Raw genomic sequence first — 15,364 nt, 5'->3', positions numbered from 1 at the left:
GAGTTCGCAATTCTCACAACCGCATCAGGTCGTTGTAAAGTGCAAACACCATTAATGTGAGGATCATTGCCATACCAATACGTAATCCAAAAGCCTGGGCCTGTTCGGAAAGCGGCTTTCTGCGGATGGCTTCGATGGTGTAATAGACAATGTGCCCACCATCCAGAACCGGTACTGGCAACAGATTCAGCACCCCAAGACTGACACTGAGGTAGGCAAGAAAGCGTACAAAATCTTCAAAGCCGGAACTTACACTGGCTTCGGCTATCCTTGCAATGGTAATCGGGCCACTAAGGTTAGTGGGAGAGAGCAGCCCGGTCACCATTTTTTTAATGGCAACCAGGGTTAACCGGGTGTCGCCCCAGGTTTCGGACATGGCATTTGGAATCGCCGCCAGGGGCCCGTAACTGACATTCCGGAGCACTTCGTCAGGCCAGGTCACTTCACTCACACCGGCCCCGACAAGCCCGGTAACCGTACCATCGTCCGCCCTGTTTTCGGCGGGCGTGACCACTATCTGGAGGGTGCTGCCGTCCCGCTCTACCGTAAGTTCCAACGGTGTTTCGGGGGCTTCACGAATAAATGACACCAGCTCGAACCAGTCAGACACCGGTTCCCCGTCTACCGCGACTACCCTGTCGCCGGATTCCAGGCCGGCAGCCTCGGCCCTTCCCCCGGCTACAATCTCGCCCAATACCGCCGGAACATCCGGCCGCCAGGGGGTCACGCCGAATTCACCCAGAGGGTTGGGGTTTTCGTCGTCAAGGCGCCAACCGTCCAGGGAACCTGTCAGCGTCCCCCGGCTGCCGTCCCTGGAAACATCGATGGTTATCTGCCCGAATTCACCGGTACGTTCCAGCAAACGCATGTTCACATCTCGCCAGGAAGTGACACGATGGCCGTCAACTTCATGGATCTCCATACCAGAGACCAGTCCCACGCGGTCAGCAACGCTATCCTCGTTAACGTCCCCAACAATGGGCGCAACGGTGGTGAAGCCTACAACACTGAGCAACCAGTAAGCGAAGATGGCAAACAGGAAGTTGGCCACGGGCCCTGCTGCCGCAATGGCAATGCGTTTTGACGGCGGCTTGGCGTTAAAAGCCAGGTGCTTCTGGTCATCAGGTACGGGGCCTTCCCGCTCATCCAGCATTTTTACATAGCCACCAAGCGGAATGGCCGCGACCGCAAATTCTGTGCCCTGGCGGTCGTACCATGAAAATAACGGCTTACCGAAACCCACGGAAAAACGCAGCACCTTCACCCCGCAGCGACGTGCCACCCAGAAGTGACCGAACTCATGGAGAGTGACCAGAATGCCCAGCGTCAGTACCAGCGCCAGTATGGTTTCAACTATCTGCATAGTGTTCTCTGTTGAATATGATCAGCCCGACTGCCGGGCCCGCCTGAATCAGACAGCCCGCCCGAGGATCTGTTCCCGGGCCAGGGAGCGGGCTTCGGCGTCCTTGGCAAAGATGGTATCGAAACTGTCAGCCGGCACCACGTCCGTGCCCGCCAGAGTGCGCTCAATGATAACGGGAATATCCACAAAACCCAGCTTACCAGCAAGAAAGGCCGCCACCGCCTCTTCATTGGCCGCATTCAGTACGGCTGGCGCCGTCCCCCCCTGCTGAAAAGCCTCGGCAGCGAGCCGAAGACAGGGAAAGCGATCAAGGTCCGGCCTTTCAAAGTTGAACTGCCCGATTCGGAAAAGGTCCAGTGGAGGCACCCCGGCATCAATGCGTTCTGGCCAGGCCAGGCCATTGGCAATGGGCGTGCGCATATCGGGGCTGCCGAGCTGCGCAAGTACCGAGCCATCGGCGTATTCAACCATTGAATGGATAATGCTTTCCGGGTGCACATGTACTTCAATCATGTCTGGCGTGGTATTGAACAGCCAGCAAGCCTCAATCAGCTCCAGCCCTTTGTTCATCAATGTTGCCGAGTCGACCGAGATTTTCTGGCCCATGGACCAGTTGGGATGGGCACAGGCCTCGGCAGGCAACACATGGCGGAGGGCTTCGGCGGAATGGGTGCGAAATGGCCCACCGGAGGCCGTCAGCAAAATGCGGGTGATGCCCGCACCGTTGGTATTCCGGATCTTGTCCGGAGGCATGCACTGAAAGATGGCGTTGTGCTCGCTGTCTATCGGCAACACCTCGGCGCCAGATGCGGCGACGGCGTCCATGAACAGCTTGCCGGACATCACCAGCGCTTCCTTGTTGGCCAGCAGCACACGCTTGCCAGCGCGCACGGCCGCCAGGGTGGGAGGTAAGCCGGCGGCGCCAACGATAGCGGCCATCACTGTATCGGCTTCGGCATCAGCAGCTACGCTGGCCAGCGCTTCAGTGCCGCTGAGCACCGTTACCGAGGGCAGACTGGAGAGTGCCACCGTTAACGTCTCGGCGGCTTTCTGATCTGCCATCACCGCATAGCGGGGGCGAAATTCATGGCACAGCTCTGCCATGCTCTCAACACTGGTACTGGCGGTGAGCGCATGTACAGAAAAACGATCCGGATGTCGGCGGACGACGTCCAGCGTATTCAGACCTATGGAGCCTGTTGCACCCAGTATCGTTATGGAACGTTTCACAGAGATCACCATTGCCCTGCGGTCAGCCAACCGATCAGCGTGATAGTCAGTGCGAATACAGGAATGGCTGCGGTAAGGCTGTCGATTCTGTCCATTATGCCACCGTGACCCGGCAACAACTGGCTACTGTCCTTGATGCCGCGAAAACGCTTGAGCATGCTTTCCAGCAGATCGCCCAACACCGACACCAGCCCGGTGAACAGGCTGGCAATCACCAGCAGAACGGACTGGGCAACCGTGGCCGAGGCCAGCATGCCGATTATAACCGCGAACACGGCAACAGCGACCAGGCCACCCCATACACCGGCCCAGGACTTACCCGGGCTGACACGTGGTGCGAGCTTGGCCTTACCGAACGCGCGGCCGGCGAAGTAGGCGCCAATGTCCGCTACCCAGACCACACAGAAGACATAGAGAATCACCAGGAGATTGTTGGTGCTGTCGCCAAACTCAAAGCCGCCGGTGCGAATATGGTTGAGCCCCACCCAGGCAGGAACCAGTACAAGTAGCCCCATTATGGCTCTGGCCGGCACGCTGCCCCAGCGCTCGGAGCCGGCCGGATAGCTGCGCACCAGAAGAAAACACAGACCCCACCAGAACAGTGCCAGCCAGAGTACCGCCACGGCCGGCACATTCAACAGGCCATAGAGTACCGCGGCCACCACCAGCGCATAGGCCACGCGGGCCGCCGGAGCCGCAATGCCCGACATGTTGGCCCACTCCCACGCACCAAGGGTGATGATGGCACCGGTAAACAGGGCGAAGCCCAGAGGCGGCAGAAAAAAGATTCCGCCAATGGCCAGCGGTGCCAGTATAAGCGCGGTAATAATACGGGTTTTGAGCACGGTATCGTTCGCTATCTTTGTCGTTATTGTTCCGGCGAAACGTTGGCGATCTGGTCATCGGTCTGACCAAACCGGCGTTTCCGGCCAGCATACGCCTCCAGCGCCAGACCCATTTCCTGTTCCCGGAAATCAGGCCAGTAAACGGGAGAAAAGTACAACTCGGTATAAGCGAGATGCCAGAGCATGAAGTTGCTGATACGCTGCTCTCCGGCCGTCCTGATCATCAGGTCGGGCATGGGGAGGTCGCCAATGGAGAGATGTTGCTGTATCAGGTCATCGGTGATGTCCGAAGGGGCGAGTTCGCCCGTACGCACTTTCTCAGCGACTTTGCGGCTGGCCTGGGTGATATCCCAGTGTCCACCGTAGTTTGCCGCGATAACAAGCGTCATCCCGGTATTGTCGCGGGTAAGCTCTTCGGCACGGGCCATGTGTTCCTGAAGGTTCGCACTGAACGCCGTGCGATCACCGATGATGCGCAGGCGGATGTCATTGCGATGAAGTTTTTTTACTTCCCGCTCCAGGGCAAACAGGAACAGGCGCATAAGGGCCGACACTTCGTCCTCCGGACGGCGCCAGTTCTCACTGGAGAATGCGAAAAGTGTCAGTACCTCGACCCCTTGCCGGGCACAGGTTTCCACCACTGACCTGACCGCTTTCACACCTGCTTTATGGCCGGCAACGCCTTTCAATCGCCGCGCCTTGGCCCAGCGATTGTTTCCATCCATGATGATGGCCACATGCCGGGGCCGGCTGCCAGCCGATACCGGAATCTCTGCGGATACACTTTCCGTCATGCAATCCCCTGTTCAGCCAGCGCCCGGCAACGCCGCTGGCACTGGCTGATCATGTTGCTGAAATTGACCAGCTGCTCAGACAGCCATCAGATCCTCTTCCTTGGCCTTTAGCTGCTTCTCGACCTCGGCGATATAGCGGTCGGTCAATTTCTGGATTTCCTCCTCACCGTAGCGCTCTTCGTCTTCGTTGATTTCCTTTTCCTTCAGCAGTTCTTTCAGCGTGTTGTTGGCATCACGACGTGCGTTGCGAACGGAAACCTTGCCGTGCTCCGCATCGGCGCGGGCCTGCTTGACCATTTCTTTTCGGGTTTCTTCGGTCAGCATCGGCATGGGAATACGAATCACCTCACCATTATTGGACGGGTTGAGACCCAGATCCGACATCATAATGGCCTTTTCGATCTTCGGTAGCAGCGGCTTTTCCCAGGGCGAGACGGCCAAGGTACGGTTGTCTTCCACGTTCACACTCGCCACCTGCTTCAGCGGTGTCTCCTGGCCGTAATAATCAACCATTACGCTATCCAGAATGGAGGGATGGGCACGACCTGTACGGATCTTGTTAAAAGCCGCGGTCAGGGACTCAAGGCTTTTCTTCATCTTCTTTTCGGCATCAGCTTTAATATCGTCAATCACTGCAGCATCCTCGGATTCGTTGTTCAGAATTACTCAATCAGGTTACTCGATTAATGTGCCTTCCGTTTCCCCGGTCACAATCCGGGTCAGCGCGCCAGCCCGGTTCATATCGAAGACACGAAGGGGCATACCATGGTCCCGGGCAAGGCAGATCGCGGTCAGGTCCATCACGCCAAGTTTCTTGTCCAGCACTTCATCGTAAGTGAGGTATTCGTACTTTTCCGCCGTCGGATCCTTGTATGGGTCCGCGGAATAAACACCATCAACCTTCGTGGCTTTCAATACGGCGTCGGCTTCAATCTCGATACCGCGAAGACAAGCCGCTGAATCCGTTGTGAAAAACGGATTCCCCGTACCCGCGCAGAATATCACCACGTCGCCGTCTTTCAGATCACGTACCGCACGGCGGCGATCGTAATGCTCAACAATACCACTCATGGGGATAGCAGACATAACCCGGGTACGGATGTTGGAGCGTTCAAGGGCATCGCGCATGGCCAGCCCGTTCATCACAGTTGCCAGCATACCCATGTGGTCGCCCGTTACCCTGTCCATGCCGGCCGCATTCAGGGCTGCGCCACGGAAAAGATTGCCACCACCGATGACCAGAGCAACCTGGACACCAATACCGATCAGGGAGCCAATATCCAGCGCCATACGATCAAGCACTTTCGGGTCAATCCCGAAACCATGGTCGCCCACCAGGGCTTCGCCACTGAGCTTGAGCAGTACACGTTTGTATCTGGGCTGGGTATTGGACGACTTCGGCATGAGGATCCCCTTCTCTGTGTCTGGCTTGGTGTCTGGCAGGACAAGCTTCTCAGGCTTGTATCTGACATACTCCTCGAAAAAAGGGGTATCTCAGATACAAGCCCGCCACGAGAGCCGGAGTACTCCAGCCAACGTGGCAGACTCGAACGGTGCGTCAGCTTGCGCTTCAGCACCTGTCAGAAGGATCAGGACTTGCCGGTGCCCGCTGCGGCAGCGACCTCGGCAGCGAAGTCCACTTCTTCCTTCTCAATACCTTCGCCGACTTCCAGGCGAACAAAGCTCACCAGCTCGGCGCCGTTGTCTTTGATCAGCTGACCGACAGTCTGGTCAGGATTCTTGACGAACGGCTGCTCGACCAGGCTGTTTTCCGCCAGGAACTTCTTGATACGGCCACCCATCATCTTCTCGACGATTTCTGCAGGCTTGCCTTCCATATCCGGCTGGGCCTTGATGACCGCTTTTTCTTTCTCGAGCTCGTCGGCAGGCATGTCTTCCGGCTTGCCAACCCGCGGGTTAACAGCGGCAACGTGCATGGCAACGTCGCGTGCAACTTCAGGGCTACCGGCGGTAAGAGCGACAACAGACGCAATCTTGTTGGTGCTGTGAACGTAGGCACCGACAACAGGGCCTTCAACGCGAACGATGCGACGAACCGTGATGTTCTCGCCGATCTTCTGAACCAGCGCCTCACGCTTGGCTTCCAGATCACCTTCCATCAGGTCGGCAACGTCAGTCTTGCCGTTATCGAAAGCAACATTCAGAACATCATTGGCGAAGTTCATGAAGTTGTCATCACGGGCAACGAAGTCAGTCTCGGAGTTCACTTCGAGGATGTAGGCGACGGTGTTGTCGTCAGACACCTTGATCAGTGAAACACCTTCAGCGGCCGTACGGCCCGCTTTCTTGGCAGCCTTCAGGCCTGAAGACTTGCGCAGTTCTTCAATTGCGGCATCAACGCTTCCGTCAGCCTCTACCAGTGCCTTCTTGCACTCCATCATGCCAAGGCCGGTGCGCTCACGGAGCTCTTTGACCATTGCAGCAGTAATTGCAGCCATGTTCATTCCTCTTAACTGTTCCAATCCAAATTCTGTACAGGTGTGCCTGGCACTAAACCACAGGCACACCCTACAATCCGTTTGCGAAGAATGTATTACTCCGCAGCGGGAGCAGCACCTTCCGCGCCTTCGCTGACTTCAACGAATTCGTCAGCGCCGGCAGCACCAGCCTGGGATGCTTCAAGGCAGGTATCAGCAACGGCCTGCACGTAAATCTGGATTGCGCGGATGGCATCGTCGTTGCCCGGAATAACGTAATCAACGCCGTCCGGATCGCTGTTGGTATCAACAACACCAATTACAGGAATACCCAGCTTGTTGGCTTCCTTGATGGCGATACGCTCGTGGTCCACGTCGATAACGAACATGGCATCCGGCAGGCCGCCCATATCCTTGATACCGCCAATAGAACGCTCAAGGCGGTCCATTTCGCGGGTGCGATCAAGGGCCTCTTTCTTGGTCAGCTTGTCGAAGGTACCGTCCTGGCTCTGCACTTCCAGATCGCGGTAGCGACGGATCGACTGGCGGATGGTCTTGTAGTTGGTCAGCATGCCGCCGAGCCAGCGATGGTTCACATAAGGCTGGTTGGAGCGGAGTGCTTCTTCCTTGATGATCTTGGCCGCCGCACGCTTGGTGCCAACGAACAGGATCTTGTTCTTGTTGCCTGCGAGGTTATGAACGAAGTTCAACGCATCGTTCATGGCAGGAACAGTCTGCTCAAGGTTGATGATATGAATCTTGTTACGGGCGCCGAAGATGAACTTCGACATTTTCGGGTTCCAGTAACGGGTCTGGTGACCGAAGTGAGCGCCTGCCTTCAGCAGGTCACGCATATTTACCTGAGCCATGATATTTACCTTTTAGCTTCGGGTTAGTCCTCCACACGTCCGATTGACCCAACCTGAATCCGTTGACTGTCATGTGAGCAACGAAAGCAGGCACCCTGGGACAACGTGCCGACGTGTGTGCGAATTTGCCGGATTTGTTTCCGGCGGGCGCGTTTATACCATAAATCGATAGGCGGATTCCATTAATTTGTACCCCGCACACTGGGTGAGCGGCGCCTCTTCCTTGTACCGGGCCACACTCCCCCTTAAAATGGCTGTTTGATCCAAATCAACGGGAAACCCAATGCAGGTATCGATCAAGACTCCGGAAGAAATCGAAAAGATGCGTGTCGCCGGCCGCCTGGCGTCTGAAGTTCTCGAAATGATCGGCGATTACGTCAAACCCGGCGTCACCACCGAGGAACTGGACAACATCTGCCATGACTACATGGTGAATGAACAGGGCACCATTCCGGCGCCGCTCAACTACAAGGGTTTTCCGAAGTCGATCTGCACCTCTGTGAACCACGTGGTCTGCCATGGCATCCCTTCCGAGAAGAAGGTGTTAAAGGACGGTGACATCCTCAATATTGACGTCACCGTCATCAAGGATGGCTGGCACGGCGACACCAGCAAGATGTACATCGTCGGTAAACCCAAGCCCGGCACAGAGCGCCTGATCCAGATCACCCAGGAATGCTTGTATAAAGGTATTGAACTGGTGAAGCCGGGTACCCGGCTCGGGGACATCGGCCATGTTATCCAGCAGCATGCCGAAAAGCACCGTTATTCGGTGGTGCGCGACTACTGTGGCCACGGCATTGGCCAGGTCTTCCATGAAGATCCTCAGGTGATGCATTACGGCAAGCCCGGCACCGGCATGGAGTTGCAGGAAGGCATGACCTTTACCATCGAACCGATGATCAATCAGGGCAAGTACCACACCAAGCTGTTGCCGGATGGCTGGACGGTTGTCACCAAGGACCACAAACTCTCGGCACAATGGGAACACACGATTCTGGTGACAGCCGACAGCCACGAAATACTGACCAAGCGCACGGAAGAGTCATTCTAGGTGGACTTCAGCGAACTTGAGGCCAGAGTCAGTAATGACGTCTCTCCCGTGAGAGCAGCACGGGAGATGCTGAAGGAACGCTACAACGCAGATGCGGAAGCGTTCCGGCAGGGGGCCGATGTTCGCGCCCTGGTGCATTCCAGATCCGCCACGCTGGACACGGTTCTGGCACTGATCTGGAACCGCTATGCCTTTGCTGCCTCACCGGACATTTCCCTGGTCGCCGTTGGCGGCTACGGTCGGGGCGAACTCCACCCCCATTCCGATATCGACCTGCTGATATTGACCCGCAATGGTATAGATGAAGGCTGGCAGGATGACCTGGGCGCGTTCGTAACATTACTGTGGGACCTGAAGCTGGATATCGGGCACAGCGTACGCAGCATTGAAGAAAGCATGAGTGCTGCCCGGGACGACGTCACCATACTTACCAACCTGCTGGAAACCCGCACAATTGCCGGCCCCGATGAACTGAGGGACGAACTCAGCCAACAGGTGTATTCCGACGCCATCAGCTCCGACCGGGACTACTTTATCGCCAAGCGGGAAGAGCAGAAACGCCGGCACGCGAAATATGGGGATACAGAGTACAACCTGGAGCCTAACGTGAAGGGTTCTCCAGGAGCCCTGCGGGACATTCAGACCATTGGCTGGATAACCAAGCGTCATTTCGGGCTGCAGAACATTGCGGACCTTACCCGCTTCAGCATCCTGACCGAAGAAGAGCACCAGATTCTGCTACAGGGTGAGACTTTCCTGTGGCGACTGAGATATGGCCTGCAACTGATTGCTGACCGGAATGAAAACCGCCTGCTGTTTGATCATCAGCGCGCCCTTGCCGAGATGCTGGGTTACCGCGATGAAGGCAAGCGGCTCGGCGTTGAACTGATGATGCAGTCCTATTACCGCACGGTACTGGCACTGGCCGAGCTGGCCGATGTGATCCTCCAGTATTATGACGAGGCCATCCTAGGCTCGGGCAGCGACGATGACATATTGCCCCTGAACAAGCGGTTCCAGATTCGTAATTACTATATTGAGGCGGTGAACAACCAAGTATTTGCCTACGCCCCCTATGCCATCATGGAAATCTTCGTTCTGATGGCCCAGCACCCTGAGATCAAGGGGATCCGGGCTACCACCATCCGCTCGCTGCGGGCGCACCGGCACCTGATCGACGATGCCTTCCGTGGGGACCTGGCCGTTACTTCCCTGTTCATGGAATTACTGCGAACCCCACACGCCCTGGACCAGACCCTGTCGGCGATGAAAAAGTACAATGTGCTGGGCCGCTATCTGCCGGAGTTTGGGCAGATCATCGGCCAGATGCAGCACGACCTGTTCCACATTTACACGGTGGATGCCCATACCATGCGGGTGATCCGCAACATGGTGCGGCTGAACAGTGCCGAAGCACGCAACGACTACCCCCTGGCATCCAGGCTGATTCACCGGTTACCGAAACTCGAAACACTGTATATCGCCGGTCTTTATCATGACGTGGCCAAAGGCCGCGGAGGCGACCACTCGGAACTCGGCGCAATCGATGTGGAAGACTTCTGCGAACGCCATCACCTGAGCGAACGCGATACCCAACTGGCTTCGTGGCTGGTGGAAAATCACCTGTTGATGTCGATGACCGCTCAGCGCAAGGACATTTCCGACCCGGACATCATTCACGGATTTGCCCAATCCGTCCCCAGCCAGATTCACCTGGATTACCTGTATGTGCTGACCGTGTGTGACATTAGCGCCACCAACCCGAAACTCTGGAACACGTGGCGGGCATCACTGCTGCGCCAGCTGTATATCGAAACCAAACGGGCGCTCCGACGCGGCTCGGAAACACCGGTGGACCGCCAGGAGTGGGTGCGTGCTACCCAATCTGAAGCACGTGAAATTCTCCACGCCCAGAATATGACGGACGAGCAGATCAACAACATCTGGGAGACCCTGGACGAAGAGTACTTCCTGCAGGATTCCACGGTGGACATTGCCTGGCAGACTGCCGCCATTATCCGTCACGGAGATGACCCGGACCCGCTGGTACTGATCCGTGATACTCGCGGCGGACCTACCGACGGCTATTCGCAGATCATTATTTACATGAGCGATCGCATCGATCTGTTTGCGGCCACTACGGCGGTGCTGGAACAGCTCAACCTGAACATCGTTGATGCCCGCATCAGTTCCAGCGAAGGCCCCTTCTCCATCAGCTCCTATATTGTGCTGGATGAGAAAGGCAAACCTTTGGGCATCGACCCCGCCAGGAAAGATCGTGTGCGCAGGCGCCTGATTGAAGAACTGGACGACCCGGAGGATTACCCGGACATCATCCACCGCCGCACGCCCAGGCAGCTCAAGCACTTCGCTTTCCCGACAGAGGTGACGTTCTCCAATGACACTGTCAATCAACGCACTGTGATGGAAGTAGTCACCCCGGATCGACCCGGGCTGCTGGCGCGGGTCGGCCAGGTACTACTGGAGCATCGTGTTCGCCTGACCAACGCCAAAATAGCCACCCTCGGCGAACGAGTGGAAGACGTTTTCTTTGTAACCGACGAGCATGGCGAGCAGATCCGTGATCCCGCTGTTTGCCAGGCTCTGCAGCAGGACCTTTGCCAAATGCTGGACGACACCCAATGAACCCGGACCTGGACAGACTCCACCCCTACCCGTTCGAGAAGCTGGCCAGACTCAAGGCCGGCATCAGTGTTCCGCAAGACCTGAGCCCGATTTCATTGGGGATTGGCGAGCCCAAGCATCCGTCCCCGGAATTCGTGAAACAGATCATTGCAGACAACCTGGACAAGCTGGCCAATTACCCCACCACCAAGGGCACCGAGGAACTGCGCCAGGCCATTGCGCGCTGGGCTACCCGGCGATTTGAACTGGCGCCCGGATCACTGAGACCGGAACATCACATTGTTCCGGTCAATGGCACCCGGGAAGGTATCTTCTCGCTGGTCCAGGCAGTGGTGGATTCCAGCCGGCCTGCCACAGTTGTGAGCCCGAATCCGTTCTATCAGGTCTACGAAGGCGCCGCATTCCTGGCCGGGGCAACCCCCCATTACCTGGCCTGCGATGCCGCCAACAACTTCATACCGGACTTCAACCAGGTACCGGACTCAGTCTGGAAAGACTGCCAGGTACTGTTCCTGTGCTCGCCCGGGAACCCCAGCGGCTCGGTGATACCGCGGGAAACCCTGACACGGGTCATCGACCTGGCTGACAAACACGATTTTATTGTCGCTTCCGACGAATGCTATTCCGAACTCTACCCTGACGAAAGTCGGCCGCCCGAAGGGCTGTTGCAGACCTGCTCCGCGATTGGACGCGACGATTTTGCCCGCTGCATTGTGTTCCACAGCCTCTCCAAGCGCAGCAACCTTCCGGGGCTGCGATCCGGGTTTGTAGCAGGCGATGCGGATATCCTGAAGGGCTACCTCAAATACCGCACCTACCACGGCTGCGCCATGCCTATCCATAACCAGCTGGCGAGCATTGCAGCCTGGAATGATGAAGACCATGTTCGGGAAAACCGCGCCGCCTACCGCGAAAAATTCGAAGCGGTAGCGCCCATCCTGCGTGAAGTCATGGACGTGGATTTTCCCGATGCCGGTTTCTACCTCTGGCCGGAAACCCCAATGGACGACGAGACGTTCGCACGGGAACTGTCTGCGCAGCAGAATGTGCATGTATTGCCTGGCCGGTACCTCTCCCGCACGGTGGATAGCCATAATCCGGGCGAAAACCGGGTGCGGATGGCCCTGGTAGCCCCGATTGAGGAATGCGTCGAAGCGGCAAGGCGCATTGTCACATTTGTAAAGGCGAACAAAGCATGAAGTTGTACGGCATCAAAAACTGCGACACCGTCAGGAAAGCCCGGAAATGGCTGGATGACGCCGGCATCGACTACCAATTCCATGATTTCAAAAAAGACGGCCTGGATACCGGCCGGCTCAGCCAATGGGAACAGTCTGCCGGCTGGGAAGTCCTGCTGAACCGTCGCGGCACCACCTGGCGCAAACTTCCGGACGAGGTTCGTGATAATATTGGCGCCCAATCCGCCCATCGCCTGATGCTGGAGAATCCATCCATCATCAAACGGCCCGTGGTTGAGCACGGTGATACAGTCAGCGTCGGTTTTAACGCCGACGAATGGGCCGAACGATTCAAACACTGAAAACCAGGAGCACATCAATGAGTTTTGCATTCGGAATTGGTATCGGCACCCAGAACAAGCAGGGCGAGTGGCTGGAAGTGTTTTACCAGCAGCCGGTCATCACCCCCGATAACGGCCTCATCGAAGTGGCTCGTAACGTACTGGAGTACCAGGGCGGCAATCAGGCACTGTCCGTAACACCGGAACAACTCAAGTCGCTTTCGGACGGTTTGCGCCAGCTCGGACAGATGGAGCAGTCGACTCTGGCTGCACAGGCCGCTGACAGCCGGCGCCCGGTGGTGGTTACCCTGCTGGACACCGACGACACCGCCTCCAGCACTCCAGAGGTCTACCTCAAGCTGCACCTGATCTCCAGCCGCCAGGCCAGACCCCATGAACTGAAACTCGACGGCATTTTCGGGTTGCTCCCCAACCTGGCCTGGACCAGTGAAGGCGCCATTGACCTGAACGAACTGCCGGAACGCCAGCTCAAGGCACGCATCGAGGGCCGCACCCTGGAAGTGAAGTCTGTGGACAAGTTCCCACAGATGACCGATTACGTGGTACCGAAAGGCGTGCGCATTGCCGATACCGCGCGGGTTCGCCTGGGCGCCTATGTGGGCGAAGGCACCACCGTGATGCATGAAGGTTTTATCAACTTCAACGCCGGCACCGAAGGCACCAGCATGATCGAAGGCCGCATCTCCGCCGGCGTTATGATTGGCAAAGGCTCGGACCTTGGCGGCGGCTGTTCCACCATGGGCACCCTCTCCGGTGGCGGCAACATCATCATTTCGGTGGGTGAGAACTGCCTGATCGGCGCCAACGCCGGCATCGGTATCCCGTTGGGAGATCGGTGCAAGGTGGAAGCAGGCCTGTACATTACCGCTGGCACCAAGGTGGCATTGCTGGATGACAACAACGAACTGGTTGAAGTGATCAAGGCACGGGACCTGGCCGACAAGCCAGACCTGCTGTTCCGCCGCAACAGCCAGACCGGCGCGGTTGAATGCAAAACCAACAAGACTGCCATTGAGCTGAATGAAGAGCTGCATGCCAACAACTAATTCCTCCAACCTTTCACCTACCCTCGATCTGGCTGCTGAACTGATCCGCCGGCCGTCCGTTACACCGGACGACGCCGGCTGCCAGGGCCTGATGATGTCCCGGTTATCGGCGCTCGGCTTCAAGGGTGAGTCGCTGCGCTTTGGTGACACCGACAACCTCTGGGCCCGCAAGGGCTCGGATGGGCCGCTGCTCGCCTTTGCCGGCCATACCGATGTGGTTCCCACAGGCCCGGAGAAAAACTGGCGTCATCCACCATTCGATGCGGTGATTGATGATGGCTTTCTCCATGGCCGGGGCGCAGCAGACATGAAAGGCAGCCTGGCGGCGTTTGTGACGGCCTGCGAGCGTTTCGTCGACAAGTATCCGGATCATCGGGGCTCCATCGCCCTGCTGATCACCAGCGACGAGGAAGGTCCTGCCCAGCATGGCACCGTGAAAGTGATGGAAACACTGGAAGCCAGGAATGAGAAGATCGACTGGTGCCTGATCGGTGAGCCCTCCAGCACTCGCGAGGTGGGCGATGTAATCAAGAATGGTCGCCGCGGCTCGTTACACGGGTACCTGACGGTGCAAGGCACCCAGGGCCATGTGGCCTACCCGCACCTGGCTGAAAATCCGGTACATACGGTTGCCCCGGCGCTGGATGCCCTGGCGAAGGAATTCTGGGACAACGGCAACGATTTCTTTCCGCCCACCACCTTCCAGATAACCAGAATCGAGGCCGGCACCGGCAGCAATATCATCCCCGGTGAATGCCTGGTGCACTTCAACTTCCGCTACTGCACGGAAAACACAGCGGAAAGCCTGGAGGAGCGGGTTGTGGCCATTCTGGACCGCCACGAATTGAAGTATGACCTACAATGGCACCTGAGTGGCCGCCCCTTCCTTACGGACCGGGGCGCGCTGGTGTCGGCGGCGCAGAATGCCATCCATACAGTCACCGGCCGGGAAACCGAGCTGTCCACCTCTGGTGGCACGTCGGACGGACGTTTTATCGCGCCTACAGGCGCACAGGTCCTGGAGCTCGGCCCCATCAACGCCACCATCCACAAGGTGAATGAGTGCGTGAAGGCCGCAGATCTGGATACGTTATCGGAAATTTACGAGCAGATTCTTGTTGAATTGCTGGCCTGATCAGTAATGGGGAGGCGGCGTTTCGTCCTCCTCCTTTCTGATGTTTGACGACGACACTTCCTTCAGCTGTGTGTTCAGCTGCTTCTTCGCTTCCCAGAGTTCCCGGATATCCAGCTCCTGACGGGCCACCTGCTCGCTGAGGGTGTGGATTACGTCGTCCTGGAATGCCAGCCGGGTTTCCAGCTCGTCCAGCCGGGCTTGTACATCTTTATCGCTCATGTGCTCATGCCGCTTGGTCAGCGCTCCCTGTTATCTGGTATCATGCCGCTTTTGCCCGCCAGGGAATTTTGAAGGCATTTACAATGCCTCATGGAATTCTGGCGGTTTTCACCGACCGGAGACCCGATTTTACCCGATATCCGGTTCTTTATCGTTAGCGTTTGATTAATGGAGAAACTTCAGTC

General features: G+C 57.2%; 15 protein-coding genes. 6 read left to right on the top strand and 9 right to left on the bottom strand.

The features are described 5' to 3' along the window. Nucleotides 1-13 precede the first annotated feature (13 nt). The 8 genes from rseP to rpsB all read right to left on the bottom strand — a co-directional run bounded on the left by rseP (nucleotide 14) and on the right by rpsB (nucleotide 7,539). Nucleotides 14-1,363 (bottom strand): RIP metalloprotease RseP, encoded by a 1,350-nt coding sequence (rseP, locus tag ABJM11_RS04060; protein WP_348292976.1) that lies wholly within the window; start codon nucleotides 1,361-1,363, stop codon nucleotides 14-16. 48 nt (nucleotides 1,364-1,411) lie between these two features. Next, nucleotides 1,412-2,599: a 1-deoxy-D-xylulose-5-phosphate reductoisomerase gene (gene ispC / locus ABJM11_RS04055; protein WP_348293103.1), complete on the bottom strand. Its 1,188-nt coding sequence runs from the start codon at nucleotides 2,597-2,599 to the stop codon at nucleotides 1,412-1,414. Beyond that, nucleotides 2,599-3,438, bottom strand: coding sequence for a phosphatidate cytidylyltransferase (locus ABJM11_RS04050; protein ID WP_348292975.1), 840 nt, complete (start codon nucleotides 3,436-3,438; stop codon nucleotides 2,599-2,601). The genes ispC and ABJM11_RS04050 overlap by 1 nt, the downstream gene beginning before the upstream one ends. Before the next feature lie 23 nt (nucleotides 3,439-3,461). Continuing rightward, complete coding sequence (gene uppS / locus ABJM11_RS04045) at nucleotides 3,462-4,232, bottom strand: polyprenyl diphosphate synthase (RefSeq protein ID WP_348292974.1); 771 nt, start codon at nucleotides 4,230-4,232, stop codon at nucleotides 3,462-3,464. Between the two features lie 75 nt (nucleotides 4,233-4,307). After that, nucleotides 4,308-4,865 (bottom strand): ribosome recycling factor, encoded by a 558-nt coding sequence (gene frr / locus ABJM11_RS04040; RefSeq protein ID WP_348292973.1) that lies wholly within the window; start codon nucleotides 4,863-4,865, stop codon nucleotides 4,308-4,310. Nucleotides 4,866-4,907: 42 nt separating this feature from the next. After that, nucleotides 4,908-5,636, bottom strand: a complete 729-nt coding sequence (gene pyrH / locus ABJM11_RS04035; RefSeq protein WP_348292971.1) for a UMP kinase — start codon at nucleotides 5,634-5,636, stop codon at nucleotides 4,908-4,910. 185 nt (nucleotides 5,637-5,821) lie between these two features. Next, nucleotides 5,822-6,691 carry a translation elongation factor Ts gene (tsf, locus tag ABJM11_RS04030; protein ID WP_348292970.1) on the bottom strand — a complete coding sequence of 290 codons (870 nt, stop codon included), beginning with the start codon at nucleotides 6,689-6,691 and terminating at the stop codon, nucleotides 5,822-5,824. 95 nt (nucleotides 6,692-6,786) lie between these two features. Next, nucleotides 6,787-7,539: a 30S ribosomal protein S2 gene (gene rpsB / locus ABJM11_RS04025; RefSeq protein ID WP_348292969.1), complete on the bottom strand. Its 753-nt coding sequence runs from the start codon at nucleotides 7,537-7,539 to the stop codon at nucleotides 6,787-6,789. A gap of 283 nt (nucleotides 7,540-7,822) precedes the next feature. Between rpsB and map the strand changes: the two genes are divergently transcribed. Genes map through dapE form a run of 6 tightly spaced genes read left to right on the top strand, consistent with a single transcriptional unit; the run spans nucleotide 7,823 to nucleotide 14,960 of the window. Beyond that, the gene (gene map / locus ABJM11_RS04020) at nucleotides 7,823-8,593 is read left to right on the top strand and encodes a type I methionyl aminopeptidase (protein ID WP_348292967.1); all 771 of its coding nucleotides are present in this window, start codon (nucleotides 7,823-7,825) and stop codon (nucleotides 8,591-8,593) included. After that, nucleotides 8,594-11,239, top strand: a complete 2,646-nt coding sequence (locus ABJM11_RS04015; protein ID WP_348292966.1) for a [protein-PII] uridylyltransferase — start codon at nucleotides 8,594-8,596, stop codon at nucleotides 11,237-11,239. Continuing rightward, nucleotides 11,236-12,438 carry a succinyldiaminopimelate transaminase gene (gene dapC, locus ABJM11_RS04010; RefSeq protein WP_348292964.1) on the top strand — a complete coding sequence of 401 codons (1,203 nt, stop codon included), beginning with the start codon at nucleotides 11,236-11,238 and terminating at the stop codon, nucleotides 12,436-12,438. The genes ABJM11_RS04015 and dapC overlap by 4 nt, the downstream gene beginning before the upstream one ends. Beyond that, entirely contained in the window at nucleotides 12,435-12,779 is a 345-nt protein-coding gene (locus ABJM11_RS04005; protein ID WP_348292963.1) for an ArsC family reductase, read from the top strand. The genes dapC and ABJM11_RS04005 overlap by 4 nt, the downstream gene beginning before the upstream one ends. A gap of 17 nt (nucleotides 12,780-12,796) precedes the next feature. Beyond that, entirely contained in the window at nucleotides 12,797-13,825 is a 1,029-nt protein-coding gene (gene dapD, locus ABJM11_RS04000) for a 2,3,4,5-tetrahydropyridine-2,6-dicarboxylate N-succinyltransferase (RefSeq protein WP_348292962.1), read from the top strand. Next, complete coding sequence (gene dapE / locus ABJM11_RS03995) at nucleotides 13,812-14,960, top strand: succinyl-diaminopimelate desuccinylase (RefSeq protein ID WP_348292960.1); 1,149 nt, start codon at nucleotides 13,812-13,814, stop codon at nucleotides 14,958-14,960. Before dapD ends, dapE begins: the two co-directional genes overlap by 14 nt. Here the strand turns inward: dapE and ABJM11_RS03990 are convergent, their stop codons facing one another. Beyond that, on the bottom strand, nucleotides 14,961-15,179 hold the full coding sequence (locus ABJM11_RS03990) for a SlyX family protein (protein WP_348292959.1): 219 nt from the start codon (nucleotides 15,177-15,179) through the stop codon (nucleotides 14,961-14,963). Between the last annotated feature and the right edge of the window lie 185 nt (nucleotides 15,180-15,364).

This window comes from Marinobacter sp. (assembly GCF_039977835.1).
Lineage (GTDB): Bacteria > Pseudomonadota > Gammaproteobacteria > Pseudomonadales > Oleiphilaceae > Marinobacter.
Note: the sequence above shows the minus strand (reverse complement) of the source record. Positions and strands in the feature narration are given on the sequence as shown.